This window comes from Marinibium conchae (genome assembly GCF_015595035.1).
Classification (GTDB): Bacteria; Pseudomonadota; Gammaproteobacteria; order Enterobacterales; family Alteromonadaceae; genus Glaciecola.
This window is the reverse complement of record NZ_JADNRN010000001.1, coordinates 719,269-734,792: the sequence shown is the minus strand read 5'-3', so window position 1 is coordinate 734,792 and position 15,524 is coordinate 719,269. Positions and strand designations below refer to the sequence as shown.

Here is a 15,524-nt window from a genome sequence, read left to right as displayed (position 1 = left end):
ATGTCGGCCTTGTGATTTAGTCAGACTTTTGAGAATAGGACTGTCGCTACAGCATAGGTAAAATTTGATTACGTCCCATTTTTTTACCTTCATAAAGCAATTTATCTGCATGATTAATACAAGCATCAACATTTTCATGTTCGCTGATATTCGCGACGCCAGCAGTGAGAGTAACTCCCATCTCCTTTCCAGCTATGGAAAACCGCTGATCGGAAATTATTTCGCGATACTTGTTGGCAATAAAGATAGCTTCCGGAAGCTTTGTATTTGGCAACAAGATAATAAACTCCTCACCACCCCAGCGAGCAAGAATGTCATAACTTCTAATTTGTTCACGCAACACCCTAGCTATTTCAACAAGGATTTTATCACCCACTTCATGCCCATTCTCATCATTGATTTTTTTGAAAAAATCAATATCGGCTAACACGATAGAAAAGGTAGCTTGCTCGCGCTGATAGCGAGAAAACTCTCGAGACAAGGCATCTGTGAAGCCTCGACGATTAAACACCTGAGTAAGGGGGTCAAGCGTGATTAAAAGTGATAAACGAGCATTAGCCTGTTTCAGTTCGATGGTTTTTTCTTCCACGCTACGCTTTAATCGCAACGCACTTTTGTGCAGAGCATAGGTCCGCCAGCGAAAAATAAGAAATAGAAATAGAGCAATCAGCACGCTAAATAGCATTAACGCCCATGGTGCTTTCCACCATGGCGGTTTTACGTCAATCGCTAGCGTAACCGCTTCCGGATTCCAAACCCCGTAACGATTAGTCGACTTTATCTCAAGGGAATATTCACCAGCATCTAAATTAGTGTAAGTAATAGTGCGATTTCTAGAGTCTAGGTATTGCCATCCTTCATCAAACCCAAGAAGTCGGTATGCATACTCGATAGTATCGGGGCTTCCGTACTCTAATGCCGCGAAATCTACAGCAAGCATAATATCTTTTGAATCTAAGGTGATACGCCCAGTCTTGCTTGCTTGACTTAATGAGCGCTGAGCACCGGTTTTATCCTCCAAGCGCAGACTTCTAGCATGCGTAATTTGCAGCAAAGGCATAGTGACATTTTTTACAATGTCTTGTGGGTAAAAGTATGTAATGCCTTGATCACCTGCGAAATAAATACTGCCGTCACTCAGTGATACTGCAGCGCCGATATAATATCCGCTGGCGTTAGTACCATCTGTTTCGTCAAAGTAAGCGAGCTCACCCGTTGACATATCTCCTTTTGCAATGCCACCTTCGGTTGAAATCCACAGCTTGTCAGAGCGATCCTTAACAACCGCACCTATCGATGCCTTCATAAGCACCGAATCAGTAAACAATTGTTTGAATTTGGGTTCATCGCTAAAACTATCCAGCGTTAATAGCATCAAACCATGAGAGTGTAAGCCAACAAAATATTCTCCTGGTTTATGTTCTGATAACCAAGTAATTACATTGTGAGCGATCGGCATTGCCAAGTCGCTGTTAGTCGTAATGACTCTGACGTCTTTGGTAACAGTGTTAATTAGGTAAATACCGTTTGTTGTGGCTACCATTAACTCCCTATCGTTACGAACAAAGATATCAATCACCATAGGAGTTTCGTAAGACTGAGTAATTTTACCTTGTTCAAAGTCATAGAAATGCAAACCATGCTTAGTACTACCTATCCACACCCCATTTGTCACTATTTCCAAGGTGTAGATTTCTTTATTTTCAAATGCGACGTACTCGATGAAATTACTATTGCTGACAATTTTTCCTAAGCCCAAGCGCGTTGCCACCCATACCGTTTGACTCGTTTCGTCAAATTTGAGCGACATCACTTTATTGACCGTTTGATCTCCTTCTTGAGTGAGGTAAGGTCCTATAATCTCTCCATCGACCGCGCGTTGCCACACTCCCGATTCTGCTGCAATCCAGAGCGTGTCATCTTTTTCAACAGCCACATTGTAATGATGTAAATTATCTTGAATAACATAACGGCCGAACATATTTCTATTCGGGTCGACAACACTGAAACCGTTTGCGTTAGTGCCAAAAAATACCAATCCAGTATCATTAGAAAACAGCGATATTAAATGGCTATTGAGAGCGTCTTTGCCGTTGCTATCTCGTTTGTAATAATTCAAAAACTCTTTACTTTCAGCATTTGGAAAAATCGACATACCGTTGGTAGTTGCTACCCAAATCGAGCCATCAGGCATTTCGTAAACATCGTTTATCAGACTATCGCTAAAGCCTTGGTCAGAAGAAATGTTTTCGACATTGCGGAATTGTTGCTGTATTAGGTCGGCCTTGAACAGACCTTCACCGATTGAACCAACCCAGAGCTGTTGCTTACTATCAACCAATACCGACTCTAAACTGATACCCTCGAGAAGCACAAGTTCCCATGTTTTGCGTACCGTATGATAACGGTAAAGTCCTTTCGCGGTGGCAGCTAGGACAGTCGTTTGACTTTCAGCATTGATGTCCTCGACCACAATAGCTTCGGTGGCAGTTGATGCTAAGCGAAACTCTTCATCATCAGACATTTTCACGTAAAAGCCAGTTTGCGTTCCTACAAAGACATTTCCCTTCGGATCGATATAGATTGAATTTATTGCCTTTTCGGTATCAAGAGGCAAAGGCACCAGCTCGAACTTTTGACTTTGCGCACGCAATACATTCAAGCCATTTAAGGTACCAAACCACATGTCGCCAGTTATGGGGTCATGCTCAACGGCATAAACTAAATCGGAACTGAGGCCGTTTCCATCCTTATTATTTTGACTGTAGTTAATAAAATCGTAACCATCAAAACGGTCAACCCCTTTTTGAGTGCCTAACCAGATAAAACCCTTATGGTCTTGGGCGAAGTCGTATATGGATACTTGGGCTAATCCGTCTTGCACGCTGTAATTTCTGCTTGGAGGAAGCTGATAATCGTTGTAGGTCGTTGCGCTAGTGGCGAGCGAGTAGATCGAGATGATAGTGATAACTACACCACGGATAGTTGTTGCCAAAGCTCGTTGGTACTTCGTTGACGTAATCAATACAAGGGCCTAAAAGGTAAGGAGCGTGTGTGCAAACACGTGTCTAAGTGAATCTTAGTATAAAGTCTTGTTTATCAATAGCAATATCTGACTTGCGCCTCATTGACAACGCTTGTGCCTCATTGACAACGCGATCACCCCAAAGGCCAAGCGACAGAAAGCCGCTTCAAGCCCATCCATGGGACGCTTGGCACTCAACATCCATGTTGAGTGACACTTTCTGTCGCTTGGCCTTTGGGATACTCGCTATCAGGTGACTTGTGGGCTTTTGGGCTTTTGGGCTTTTAGGCTTTTAGGCTTTTAGGCTTTTCAGAGCAGGCATTTACCTTCGAAGTTCGGGTGGTATTGGCAAGTTCTTCTTAAGCGGTTTCGGACGTGTCGCTTTACCTTTTTTATAGGCTTTGAGCTGATACACATAGGCCAGCACTTGAGCGACTGCCATAAATAACTTTGAAGGAATTTCTTCATTAGCTTCCGTGCTGTAATAAATGGCCCTTGCCAACATCGGTGACTCAATAATCGGAACTTCATGAGCATTTGCGATTTTACGAATGTGCATGGCCAGCTCATCAACCCCTTTTGCGACCATCACTGGCGCTCGACTGCCATCTTCTTCGTATTTCAACGCAACAGAAAAGTGTGTCGGGTTGGTGACTATCACGTCTGCCTCGGGCACTTCCTGCATCATTCTATTTGCCGCGGCTTGATATTGTAGTTTACGAATACGCCCTTTTACCTGAGGATCACCTTCTGAATTTTTACGTTCGTCTTTAACTTCTTGATTGGTCATTTTCATTTCTTCATTATGCTTGTAGCTTTGATATGGCACGTCAATCAGTGCTATTGGGATCATGCCCAAACATAAAATGAGAAAAGCCCACTCAACCATATTCAGGGCATGGAATAAATTTAAGGGGTAGAGCTCCATGTCGAGATGCAGCGCTTCATCCTCAAAAATGTATAGCGCTATATAAGCCATTAGGCCAATCACCAACACTTTTGCGATGCCTTTAATCAGTTCAACTAAAGCATTTGTACCAAACATTCTTTTAAAGCCCTGTACCGGACTCAAGCGATTGCCTTTTGGTGCTGCCGACTTCCAAGTGAAGTTGTAGCCGCCCAATGCAATACTGCCGTAAACACCACCTATCAAAGAAATCAGCATGAACATAATAACGGGCCAACTTGATTCACTCACCGCCATTTCAAGGATCTGGAACATGTGAATCTTATCGTAGCTTTCATCACGAGAAAGGGTAAACGCTCGTTTGGTAACCGTAAACATCGCTTTGGCAATGTAAGAGCCAACAAAGAGAAAAGCGACTGCACTAAATATGAGAACTAAGGCAGTTGATAATTCACGGGATCGCGCAACCTGCCCTTTTTTTCGGGCATCGTCGAGTTTTTTGGGGGTGGGTTCTTCGGTCTTTTCGTAAGAGTCGTCTGCCATGTCTTCTTCCTAGAAAATTAACATGTCAGCAATAGCTTGCACATAAACTCTTGTGCACGTTGCCATTGTTGCTCGAAGTGATATGTCTGATTGCTCAAGGTAATATAAATAATGAGCAAACCTGTAATTTGAGCGATTGAAAAACCCAAACTGAAAATATTGAGTTGTGGTGCAGCCTTCGTCATGACGCCAAAGGCTAAATTAACAATGAGTAAAGAAACAATCGGGGCTAACGACATGGTGACTGCTGAAATAAACATCCATGCAGCCCAATGAGCAACCAGCCTAAATTGTTCACCAGTCCACCACGGCGCATCAATTGGAAAAGCTTCAAAACTAAGCACTATCACTTGTATCATTGCGAGATGGCCGTCAAGCGTCCAAAAAAGCAGCGTGGCCAATATCAGATAAAATTGACCAACAGCCGGTACACTTATGCCGTTTACCGGATCGACAATTGACGCAAAACCCAAGCCTGTTTGCATCGCAATGATTTGACCAACAAGTACAAAGGTATTCAGCACCATCATAGAGATGAAACCAATAACAATACCAATAATCAGTTGCTTTATACCGAGCACAAATGTCCCTAAATTAACAAAGTCTTCTACCGGAACAGGCGGAATAACGGGCACAATCATCAGAGTGAGTAGTACAGCTAACAAACTGCGAACTGGCGTTGGAATCGTTTTGGCGCTAAAGCCCACCATCGACGCGAAAAGACCAGAGATGCGCATAAATGGCAGTAAATAGTCTGCCATAAAATTAGTAATTGTGGAGGCTAGAATATCCATATTATTGAGTAAAACCTCTTATGCTCATAGTCTTAGGCTTTAGCCCACTATCGACGGGATGCTGTGAACCATCTCAATGGTGAAATCCATCATTTTCTTTACCAGCCAACTACCACCCCAACTCAATGCTAAAAGGGTTACAATTAAACGAGGTAAAAAACTCATGGTTTGCTCATTTATAGAAGTCGCCGCTTGAAATACGGCAACGACTAAGCCCACTATAAGACTGGGAATAATCACTGCTGATACAATAATAATGACGATCAGCATCGATGAACGCAGTATTTCTACAAATGTTTCAGGGCTCATTGCGTCACACTCCCATACCGAAACTGGTGGCTAAGGTACCAAAGATAAGATTCCATCCATCGACTAAGACGAACAACATTAACTTAAATGGCAATGAAACAATCATTGGCGACAACATCATCATTCCCATCGCCATCAAAATCGAGGCAACAACCAAGTCGAGTATCAAAAATGGTATAAAAAGCATGAAGCCAATCTGAAAAGCGGTTTTTAATTCACTGGTAACAAAAGCAGGTATTAATACGGTTAGAGGAACATCGGCAGGATCATCAAATTGATCATCGTAGCCTCCAATTTGCACGAAGGTTTCTAAATCTTTAATTCTGGTCTGAGAGAGCATGAAAGCCCGCATTGGCTCTTTTGCAATCTCAAAAGCTTGAATCGATGTGAGCTCTTCACTTAAGTAGGGCTGAAGTGCTTTTTCATTTATCTCCTCAAATACAGGAGCCATAATAAACATCGACAGAAAAAGGCTTACGCCTATCAAAATTTGATTCGATGGCGATTGTTGTAAACCTATCGCCTGACGTAATATTGACAACACGACAATAATACGCGTAAAAGATGTCATCATCATAATGAAGGCAGGAATAAGACTTAAGGCCGTCATTATAAACAGTGCTTGCAAGGTCATGCTGTATTCTTGACTACCGTCGTCCGTAGTCGTCACCGTAATAGCCTGAATACCCTGCTCCGCTAGCAAGGCCCCACTGACACAAATGTATAAGGCAATAAGCACTGACATCTTCAACAGTATATTAGAGAGCTTTTGTAAGAGCTTATTGAGCGTATTTGAGTGTTGCGATTGATGAGCACTGTAAGACTTCATGCTATTGCCCCTGAATCGCAGCGTCGGAGGCGCTTTGTTTATTCGCTTTCTTAGGTGAGCCAACCATGGCATCTGCCATTGCTTTGACTAACTTATCTTTGAATGCTATATGCTTAGATTCGGCGCTGCTCGCGGTGTCTGATAATATAGATTTGCTGCTTTCAAGAGGCTTATCGAGTTTACCTAGCTGATTAATATTGTGGGCAGTCACGCCGAGTAGGAACTGCTCGCCACCCACATCGATTACCATAATTTTTTCTTTGGCGCCGGCCGACATAGAAGCGACCACTTTCATTTGACCATTTCCAGCCTGAGTGACGTTAAATCGACGCGCAATGAATGCAAACGCAAAAATAATGGCGATTACTAGCAAAAGACTAAGAAAAATTGACAGTATGGATGTGGGATTTTGAAGGGTTTGAGGGTTGGAGGCCGAAGCCTCCGCGCTGACCACGCTACAAAACAAAAAAAGGAAAAGGATGCAAGACCCTAATTTAATTAGAGTTTTACCTGAGTTTCTTGATTCTCTCGACTTGACTAATAACATCGGTTAAACGAATTCCAAATTTATCATTGATGACTACTACTTCTCCATGAGCAATCAGCGTGCCATTTACTAAAACATCTAATGGTTCGCCCGCAACGCGGTCCAATTCGACAACAGAACCTTGGTTCAATTGCAGTAAATTTCGAATAGATATCTCGCTTCTACCTACCTCCATTGAAATAGTGACTGGGATATCGAGTATCGTGTCTAGTTTCTTTTTCTCCGCTTGAGTGATGGGTGCATCCTCTTGCAGCTCATCAAACTCAGCAGGCTGAGCGCCATCGGAAGCGCCAGCAGCCTGCTCATTCATAATCGCATCAATATCATCCTGTGGATCACCACCGCCATCACCTTCGCCAGCTTCAGCTTCGGCTTGTTCGGCCATTGCTGCTTCCCAATCATCTAAACCTTCGCCTTCTTCACTCATCGTCTTAATTCCTATCTCTTATAAATCTTCTTCCAACACCTGCAGTTCGGCGTCGTTATCTATTACCTTGCCATTTCTAGTAAGAAGCTGTAACTCAGACTTCACAGAATTTGGTCTCGGAATTTTTTCAGTTATTTTTAGCGCTATGTTGTCTCGGGACTTTCCAAGTTTAGCTCTAAAAGTAGGCAACTCTTCTATTAATACCGTTACATGATTCGGCATATCAATCGGAATAATATCGCCTGGTTTAAAGTCCATTAACTTTTCAAGTGACACGTTCATGTCGAGTAAGTGCGTAGTTAAGCCTACATGTACATCCATAATTTCGTCTCTGAGCGCTTTACTCCACCTAAAGTCGGTGTCTTCTTTGTCATTTTGAACGCCTGCATCAAGTAAATCTCTGATGGGCTCAAGCATGGAATAAGGGAGAGAAATATGAAAGTCGCCACCGCCACCATCAAGTTCGATATGGAAAGAGCTAATCACGACCACTTCGGTTGGGCTCACAATATTTGCCATCGCCGGGTTGACTTCTGAGTCAAGGTACTCAAATGATACATCCATCACCGGGCCCCAAGCTTCTTTGTAATCCTCAAATATTAATTTCAAAAGCATTTGAATAATACGACGTTCAGTGGGTGTGAATTCACGACCTTCGATTTTTGCATGGTAACGACCATCGCCACCAAAAAAATTGTCCACCATGATAAAGACTAATCTTGCTTCCATAGTGATAAGGCCTGTACCTTTAAGTGGACGGAACCTCACCATATTCAAACTGGTCGGTACGAATAAAGTATGGATGTACTCTCCAAACTTTATCATCTGAATCCCGTTAATAGAGACTTCTGCTGAGCGTCTCATCATATTAAACAAGCTAACTCTCATATGGCGAGCAAAACGCTCATTAACAATTTCCAGTGTTGGCATGCGACCGCGCACAATTCTATCTTGAGACGAAAAGTCGTATTCCATTGCCGAGCCGTCATCGACAACCTCCTCGACCTCTTCTTCTTCAACATCATCAACGCCATGTAATAGCGCATCAATTTCGTCTTGTGATAATAAATCGCTCACATTAATTCTCTTTTTCAGTTATGTAGAAGCCGCTTGGGCAGCCAATAGAAGGACTACTGAATCACAAAGCCGGTAAATAAAACTTGTTCTACCACTTGTGTCTTTTCTATTTCGTTCATCACCTGACGAACCTGCGCTGTAGCTCGGTCTTTTAACTCTATTTTACCAACGTCGGTAACTAAATCATCAGCATTAGAGGCACTAAACACCTGCAGCAGGGTTCCCTCTATCCGAGGAATGTGACGTTTGGCCAGCTCCTCATTTTCAACGCCGCGCACCATTAACTGCACCTCGATTTGTACGATTCGTTCACGCGCAACGCCCGGGGCATTAAAGGTAAAAGCACGAGGCATAGCAACGTATAAGGCTTCTCCCTCTGCAGGTAAGTCTTGAGCAAGCTCTTTGCTCTCTTCACCTTCCATTCCTTCTTCAGCAACAGGCTCATCACCCATAAATAGAAAGAAATATGCGCCACCGCCACCGGCTAGCAAAACAACGACAATGATAATGATGAGCATTAACTTGCCCTTTTTTTTACCACCCTCTTCAATTTCTAATTCTTCGTCGGCCATGTCTTTTCTCTTGTTAAGTTAAGGCTCAATATCTGCAGTCTATAAATTACGCTTATCAACGACTTACTGACGCTTGATGTCATTTTTACGTCAACTTATTCACTACTGTAAGCATCAGTTACCATGCGTGTTGCTCAGTAAACGAGGCGAAGTAATTATGCGTAATAGTCTATTCCACCTATCTGTGCACCACTGATGCGTTGCTCAGCAACAGCATCTTGATTTGTATGGTCATCAGCGTTCGTTTCGCCCTCATCGCTTGTTAGATGGTCTTGCGATTGTTGTGCCAAATTGCCATTGCCTGATGAATTATTTGCAATTTGTTGCTCAGGATCTTGCCCTTGTTGTCCCCTTCCAGAACTGTCTTGCTCAACCGATGACTGACCCAGCTCTATGCCTTGCTCTTCGAGCATTTCACGTAAGCGAGGTACTGCTTGATCGAGAGCTTCACGGGCTTGTTGAGATTGCACAACAAAATTGACGCTTGCCGAATCGCCAGATAAGTTCACCTTGATATTCATACCACCTAAATCAGGCGGATCGAGACGGATTTCAGCGCTCAGGTGCTTGCTATTTACCATCCAGCGAACCTTTTCACTTAGTTGCTGCTGACCTTCAGGCTTAAAGATATTGACCGCTTTTTCGTTCACTACCGTCTGCTGCACTAACTTACTGCTCTCGGCTTGAAACTGAGACACTTCTTTTATGCCTTGCAAGTCAGCCAAGCCCGTACTCAGGTAACTCTGTTGCTGTGCATTTTGATTGACGCTATTTGCCGCAGCCAAAATCGTGGTAATTTGACTCATTTGTTTATCAATATTGATATCGGCTGTTCTTGGCACTTTAAGGTCGGCAGTAGCGAGGGCATCACTCACCAAACTCTTCAAATCAATGCCTGGTTCACGTCCGAGCTTGAGCTGCTCCTTCATTTCCTTTACTGACGATTGCAGTGCAGCAATGAACTCGGTTGCTTTACCGTCTGATTTCAAATCAGGTATTACTGCCTCAAGACGTTTACTCACATTTTCAATAGTCGCTAATTCAGCGTCGGGTGTTAGCTTTGTAAGAAGTTCAGCACCTTTTTTACCGGCATCGCTTCCCACCGGCAGGCTAAGTACTAGTGATGCTTGTTTTTCGTTAAGAACGACTTTTTGATTAGGCTCGTTGAGTGCTGTCGCCGCTTTGGCATCAGCGATGGCAACGCTAGCGTCAACTTCACTCAAGCTGATACTCTCAGCTTTAATTGCCAATTCAGGTACAAGCACCCTGTCGCCCTGCTCTTTAGCGCCAGTTTGTTTAATATCGATGAATTCTTTTTGCAGCGGCTTTACGTCTTGAAGACTATCAACGGCCTCAGATGCGCTGGACTGTTTTATTTTAATCGCGAGGTCGTTAGGAATTGTAAGCTCCTCAGTGCCAAGTTTCGACTGTTCATCACGTAGTCTTGAATTTGACTCATCGCCAACATCAACAGCACCCAATAAATTTTTTATTAATGAGGCATTAAGCTCTTTCATGTCTTGTTGATCAATAGACTCGCTGCTATCACTAAGTTCGCTCTCAGCGTTTTTATCGTTCAATAGCTGATTTAGAAAAGATGCGATTGCTTGGTCTAGCTCTGCGAGTTTTTCACTATTCAATGATAAGTTTTCTTGTGATTCTTCAACATTTACACCAGCGGCTTCAAGTAGCGCGTTAAGCTCTTTTTCACTTAACTGAATATCGACTAACTCTGTATTGGATTCAGGAGAAATAATATTTGCAGAATTTCCTTCAATTGTATTCACTTCATCTTGTACTCGAAGTGACTCAACAGCCTTGGCAAAGAACTCTTCGCTCGACACTGTTTTATCAATAAAAAGATCATTCTTAATAGTATCTTGTGAGTCAATAATACCCTTATCTTGGTTAGCAATATCCTTAATCTGATTAACGTAGTTCACCCAATCAAAGTCATCGGCTAGAGCAGCGTTGGCAACATCATCCACACCTTGCTCCGCGCTGTCTTTGGCAGATTCTTTTCTCAAAGTGGACTGCAGTAAGTTTTCTTCAATAACAACTCCGTCGACATCACTATTTTTATTTCCGGCCTCCGCAGCGAACTCATTTGCTTTTGTTGCCGCATCACTGCCAGTTTCATCATGATGGCAATTATCGCAGTGCTTCTGGGCCTTATCCTCTCTAGCCAAGTCGTTTGACGATGCTTGCGTTTTATCTTCTCTTAATTGCGCTTGCTTTGCCTCTTGGTTTTCAGCCTGACGTTCGCGCTGTGACGCCAGTTCTTCTCGCTTACCTTCGGCTTTTAATTGATTGTCGCGAGCGCGCTCTCTGCTCTCTTGGGCTCGTTCGCTCGAAGCATCTCTTGAATCGTTGCGCTGAGCTATCGACTTGCCTTTTTGATCGCTGCGTTCAGATGAGCTTGCATTTTTTTGCTCCTGTCGAGCAAGAGCATCTTCAAATGCTGAGCGTTGTTCGCTACTTTGCAGTGATGTGGATTGTGCATCACGCCCAACAGGAGACGAGAGCTTTATTTCATCGAAGGCAATATTTGATGCGGCAATACTTGTTTGAGTTGAGGCAAATTGTTGCATAATAATAATTTCATCCAAACGGTTGGTTTTGATCAAAGCTATATTAAACAGCAACTTACAACAGAATCATACTGTTACTGATTAAGGCTTGATAGTATCTAGCAAGGATTATTGCAATGGATGTGCCAATTAAAATCATGTTAAAAAACAACTGGTTACGAAGTTTATTACTAAAGAACACCTGGGTGTTTGCGGCGAGCATACTTTTGAAGTGCTATTTCATCGTACATGTCTTGTTCGCGTCTATTTGCAATTACGCTGGCCTTTGCCCGTTTGCTCGAAATTAAGATTTCTATTGCTTTGCGTCTTTTTTGTTGGTCAAGCCAAAGTCTTTTACGCTGGTCTGCGACCAAAGTGGCTTGACTGATAAATTGAATTTGTTGCTCACAGGCTTTATCTAGTTTGCCAACAAAAGATTGGTGTTGATGTAATTCCTTAGCTTCAACGCCCAGTTGACCCTTTTGTTGAATTAGGCGCAGATAATCCAAGCGATACTGCTCTAAACCTGACAGTTTTTGTCTACTTTGCTGTTTATGCAATTCTGCTTGTTGATAATCTTGAGCAAGCTTATTTTCTTTTTTACTCTCTAGGTCGAGCACCAACATTAATTGTTTGAGATTACTCATGAAGGCCTACTATCGCTGTTGCGTTTGCTGACCATGAGCCGATGCGGCATTTAAGCCCTGACTCAAGGTATGCATTGACTCTTTACAATCGGAAAACGCAATTACTTGCCCCATGGATTGCTGAAGAAACGCATTTATCGCAGGCTCGGCAGCTATTGACAAATCGATACGATGATCAGAACCACGGGCATAGGCGCCAATACTAATCAGATCTTTATTCTGTTGATAAGTTGAATAGACTTGTTTTATGTTTCGCGCCTGAAGTAAATGATCATCATCCACCACTTGAGGCATCACGCGGCTAATTGAAGCTTCTATATCAATCGCTGGATAATGTCCCGATTCAGCTAAAGATCGCGACAACACAACATGGCCATCGAGTATTGCTCTAGCTGAATCAGCAATCGGATCTTGCAAGTCGTCACCTTCAGTAAGCACTGTATAAAAAGCGGTTATGGAGCCTTGTTGCTCCGTACCATTGCCGGCTCTTTCTACTAAGGCTGGCAGTTTTGCAAACACTGAGGGTGGATAACCTTTAGTTGCAGGGGGTTCACCTACCGCCAACGCAATTTCACGCTGTGCCATCGCATAGCGGGTTAAGGAGTCTATTAATAAAAGTACGTTCTTGCCTTGGTCTCTAAAATATTCAGCCACGGTAACCGCTGCCTCACATCCTTTTAGACGCATTAGTGGAGAAGTATCCGCGGGAGACGCAATCACGACCGCTTTTTGACGCTCCTCTTCGCTCAGTATGTCTTGAATGAATTCTTTTACCTCGCGGCCACGTTCGCCTATTAGACCGACAACAACCACGTCTGCAGTAGTGCCGCGTGTCATCATGCCCATAAGCACACTTTTCCCGACACCGCTGCCAGCAAACAACCCCATTCGTTGCCCTTTGCCTACGGTAAGTACAGAATTAATTGCTCGAACACCTACGTCGAGTGGTTCACTCACTGGTTTACGTACTAAGGGATTAATTGGTGGTGGCGTAAGTGACGCACGTTTACTACAAGCGATGAGACCTTTGCCGTCAAGCGCATTACCATTAGCATCAATAACTCTGCCAAGAAGTTCATCACCAACCGCTAGTCCACTGTCTTGCGAAAGCGGTTTCACGCGCGATCCTGGCACAATGCCTTGCACTGATTCGGTTGGCATTAGGTAAGTTATTTCGCCAGCAAAACCAACAACCTCTGCTTCAATCTCGCCTTGCTTTGTTTGCACTAAACAACGACCACCAACTGGAATCTGACAACCGACTGCTTCAAGTGTCAGTCCAACGCCACGCACGAGTTTACCCGATGATATTGCTACGCTTTTCGGAACCTGTTGTTGCAGCGACTTTATGTTATCAAGAATGCTTGGCTTGACCCCTTCGCTAAGACTCATGCTATCTTCCTATGAATTACGAGGGTCGTGGTCGACGCCCTGTGCGCTGAGAAACTGAGCAAAAACGTCTTTAGTTCGTTTGCTGATCGACATATCAACTGCATTATTCTCAGTAATAATTTCGCAACCACCTTGTTCGATGCTCTGGTTTTCAATAAGTTGCCAGTTATTTTCTGCAATTTTTTGTTCGCTAAAATGACCTTTTACCATCGCTACATCTAGTGGATGCATTTGAAACTGATAGGTAGATTCTTGAATCGGTAATACTTTAATGCCTTCAGAAATCGCATTTAGCAGCACTTCTTTCTGAGTACTGACTTCTAGCCCTATCACCGCTTTCGCCAATTCACTGGCAAGTATTACGAGTTCTTTCTCTAATTCGGAATTCACTTGCCTCAATGGATGTTGACTTTGTTCGATGAGCGTTGCCCAACTATTTGCTAAAGACTCAATTTGTTGCTGCCCTGCCTCCATTCCTTCAGTAAGGCCCTGATTCTTTCCTTCTTCTAAACCCTTTGCTAAACCTTCATCTTTGCCTTCGTTGAAACCAGCTTGAAAGCCTTCTTCTTTGCCAGCAGCATAACCTTCCTCAAAAGCCGATTGACGTATAGTTTCAATGTCTTCTGCGGTGAGGGGTTTTACCTCTTCTTCAATTTCCGGTGGCTCATACTTCCACTGTCTGGGGCGATTCAAGGCATTGGTAACACTATCCTGCTGTGATGCTTTAAGCTCTTCATCTACTGTCGGATAATCCCAAGCTTGTGCCTCTGTAGCGCTCGTGCTGTCAAACTCACGATATGATTGCTTTCCCTTTTGAGTGCTAGCAATAGACATTAGACAAACTCTTCACCACCGCCGCCACCCAGCATGACTTCACCGGCATCAGCTAAACGTCGAGCAATAGATAATATTTCTTTCTGTGCGGTTTCAACTTCGCTCAAACGAACAGGTCCCATCGCCTCGAGATCGTCAATGAGCATTTCAGCAGCACGTTTCGACATGTTACCGGTAATTTTGTTACGCAACTCTTCATCAGCGCCTTTGATTGCCTTCATCAAGCTTTCTTGTTGAGTTTCACGCAAAATAGCTTGGATTCCACGGTCGTCAACATCAATGAGGTTGTCAAAGACGAACATAAGGTCTTGGATCTGTTGGCTCATTTCCTCATCTTGCTCACGAATAGCATCCATTAACTGCCCTTCGATATTGGTATCTAGGTAGTTCATAATGTTTGCAGCAGATTTCAGGCCGCCCATTTTGGCAGCTTGAGCTCCGGCCTGGCCCGCGAATTGTTTCTCCATAATTTCATTCAATTCTTGTAAGGCCGCTGGCTGAACTTCTTCTAGGTTGGCTACACGCATTAATAGGTCTAGGCGCACTTTTTCAGGAAATTGGGCGAGGATCTCAGCCGATTGCTCAGGCTCTAAATAAGACATCACGATAGTTTGGATTTGTGGATGCTCGTTACGAATAATCGTTGCGACTTGTTTCGAATCCATCCATTTTAGTGATTCTAGGCCTTTTGCACCGCTACCTGTCATGATCTGATCAAGAAGGTGAGCTGCTTTATCTTCACCCAAGGCTGATATCAATGCTCTGCGCACAAAGTCCTGGCTCTTGAAGCCGATGGTTGAATAGTTTTGTATCTCTTCGATAAAGTGTGTGTGCACTGCGGTGATCTTGTCTTGTGTCATGTCATCCATGGCTGCCATGGCGGTACCTAACACTTGAACCTGCTTTGGCTCCATAAATTTAAGGATCTGCGCTGCATCTTCTTCCGATAAACTCAGCAATAATATTGAGGCTTTTTCTACACCATCCAACTTTGAAATATCATAGGACGGTTCTTGTTTTTCGTCGTTATTATCGTCGGCCATTCTATCAA

At 43.4% G+C, this 15,524-nt stretch carries 14 protein-coding genes; all 14 read right to left on the bottom strand.

The features are described 5' to 3' along the window. Positions 1 to 46 precede the first annotated feature (46 nt). Complete coding sequence (locus ISG33_RS03065) at positions 47 to 3,025, bottom strand: ligand-binding sensor domain-containing diguanylate cyclase (protein WP_195732076.1); 2,979 nt, start codon at positions 3,023 to 3,025, stop codon at positions 47 to 49. Between the two features lie 322 nt (positions 3,026 to 3,347). Then, entirely contained in the window at positions 3,348 to 4,475 is a 1,128-nt protein-coding gene (gene flhB / locus ISG33_RS03060; protein ID WP_195732075.1) for a flagellar biosynthesis protein FlhB, read from the bottom strand. Between the two features lie 17 nt (positions 4,476 to 4,492). After that, complete coding sequence (gene fliR, locus ISG33_RS03055; RefSeq protein ID WP_195732074.1) at positions 4,493 to 5,269, bottom strand: flagellar biosynthetic protein FliR; 777 nt, start codon at positions 5,267 to 5,269, stop codon at positions 4,493 to 4,495. Between the two features lie 39 nt (positions 5,270 to 5,308). Next, positions 5,309 to 5,578, bottom strand: coding sequence for a flagellar biosynthesis protein FliQ (fliQ, locus tag ISG33_RS03050; RefSeq protein ID WP_195732073.1), 270 nt, complete (start codon positions 5,576 to 5,578; stop codon positions 5,309 to 5,311). Positions 5,579 to 5,582: 4 nt separating this feature from the next. After that, on the bottom strand, positions 5,583 to 6,323 hold the full coding sequence (gene fliP / locus ISG33_RS03045) for a flagellar type III secretion system pore protein FliP (protein WP_195733008.1): 741 nt from the start codon (positions 6,321 to 6,323) through the stop codon (positions 5,583 to 5,585). An 85-nt stretch (positions 6,324 to 6,408) separates the two neighbouring features. Then, positions 6,409 to 6,954 (bottom strand): flagellar biosynthetic protein FliO, encoded by a 546-nt coding sequence (gene fliO, locus ISG33_RS03040; RefSeq protein WP_195732072.1) that lies wholly within the window; start codon positions 6,952 to 6,954, stop codon positions 6,409 to 6,411. After that, positions 6,914 to 7,381 carry a flagellar motor switch protein FliN gene (gene fliN, locus ISG33_RS03035; RefSeq protein WP_195732071.1) on the bottom strand — a complete coding sequence of 156 codons (468 nt, stop codon included), beginning with the start codon at positions 7,379 to 7,381 and terminating at the stop codon, positions 6,914 to 6,916. Before fliN ends, fliO begins: the two co-directional genes overlap by 41 nt. 18 nt (positions 7,382 to 7,399) lie before the next feature. Continuing rightward, a complete protein-coding gene (gene fliM / locus ISG33_RS03030; RefSeq protein WP_195732070.1) occupies positions 7,400 to 8,458 on the bottom strand; it encodes a flagellar motor switch protein FliM in 1,059 nt (352 codons plus the stop codon). A gap of 53 nt (positions 8,459 to 8,511) precedes the next feature. Continuing rightward, positions 8,512 to 9,030, bottom strand: coding sequence for a flagellar basal body-associated protein FliL (gene fliL / locus ISG33_RS03025; RefSeq protein ID WP_195732069.1), 519 nt, complete (start codon positions 9,028 to 9,030; stop codon positions 8,512 to 8,514). A gap of 155 nt (positions 9,031 to 9,185) precedes the next feature. Then, the gene (locus ISG33_RS03020; RefSeq protein ID WP_195732068.1) at positions 9,186 to 11,621 is read right to left on the bottom strand and encodes a flagellar hook-length control protein FliK; all 2,436 of its coding nucleotides are present in this window, start codon (positions 11,619 to 11,621) and stop codon (positions 9,186 to 9,188) included. A 170-nt stretch (positions 11,622 to 11,791) separates the two neighbouring features. Beyond that, complete coding sequence (fliJ, locus tag ISG33_RS03015) at positions 11,792 to 12,247, bottom strand: flagellar export protein FliJ (protein WP_195732067.1); 456 nt, start codon at positions 12,245 to 12,247, stop codon at positions 11,792 to 11,794. A 9-nt stretch (positions 12,248 to 12,256) separates the two neighbouring features. Beyond that, a complete protein-coding gene (fliI, locus tag ISG33_RS03010; protein ID WP_195732066.1) occupies positions 12,257 to 13,639 on the bottom strand; it encodes a flagellar protein export ATPase FliI in 1,383 nt (460 codons plus the stop codon). Positions 13,640 to 13,648: 9 nt separating this feature from the next. After that, positions 13,649 to 14,473 carry a flagellar assembly protein FliH gene (gene fliH / locus ISG33_RS03005; protein ID WP_195732065.1) on the bottom strand — a complete coding sequence of 275 codons (825 nt, stop codon included), beginning with the start codon at positions 14,471 to 14,473 and terminating at the stop codon, positions 13,649 to 13,651. Next, on the bottom strand, positions 14,473 to 15,516 hold the full coding sequence (fliG, locus tag ISG33_RS03000) for a flagellar motor switch protein FliG (protein WP_195732064.1): 1,044 nt from the start codon (positions 15,514 to 15,516) through the stop codon (positions 14,473 to 14,475). The genes fliH and fliG overlap by 1 nt, the downstream gene beginning before the upstream one ends. Between the last annotated feature and the right edge of the window lie 8 nt (positions 15,517 to 15,524).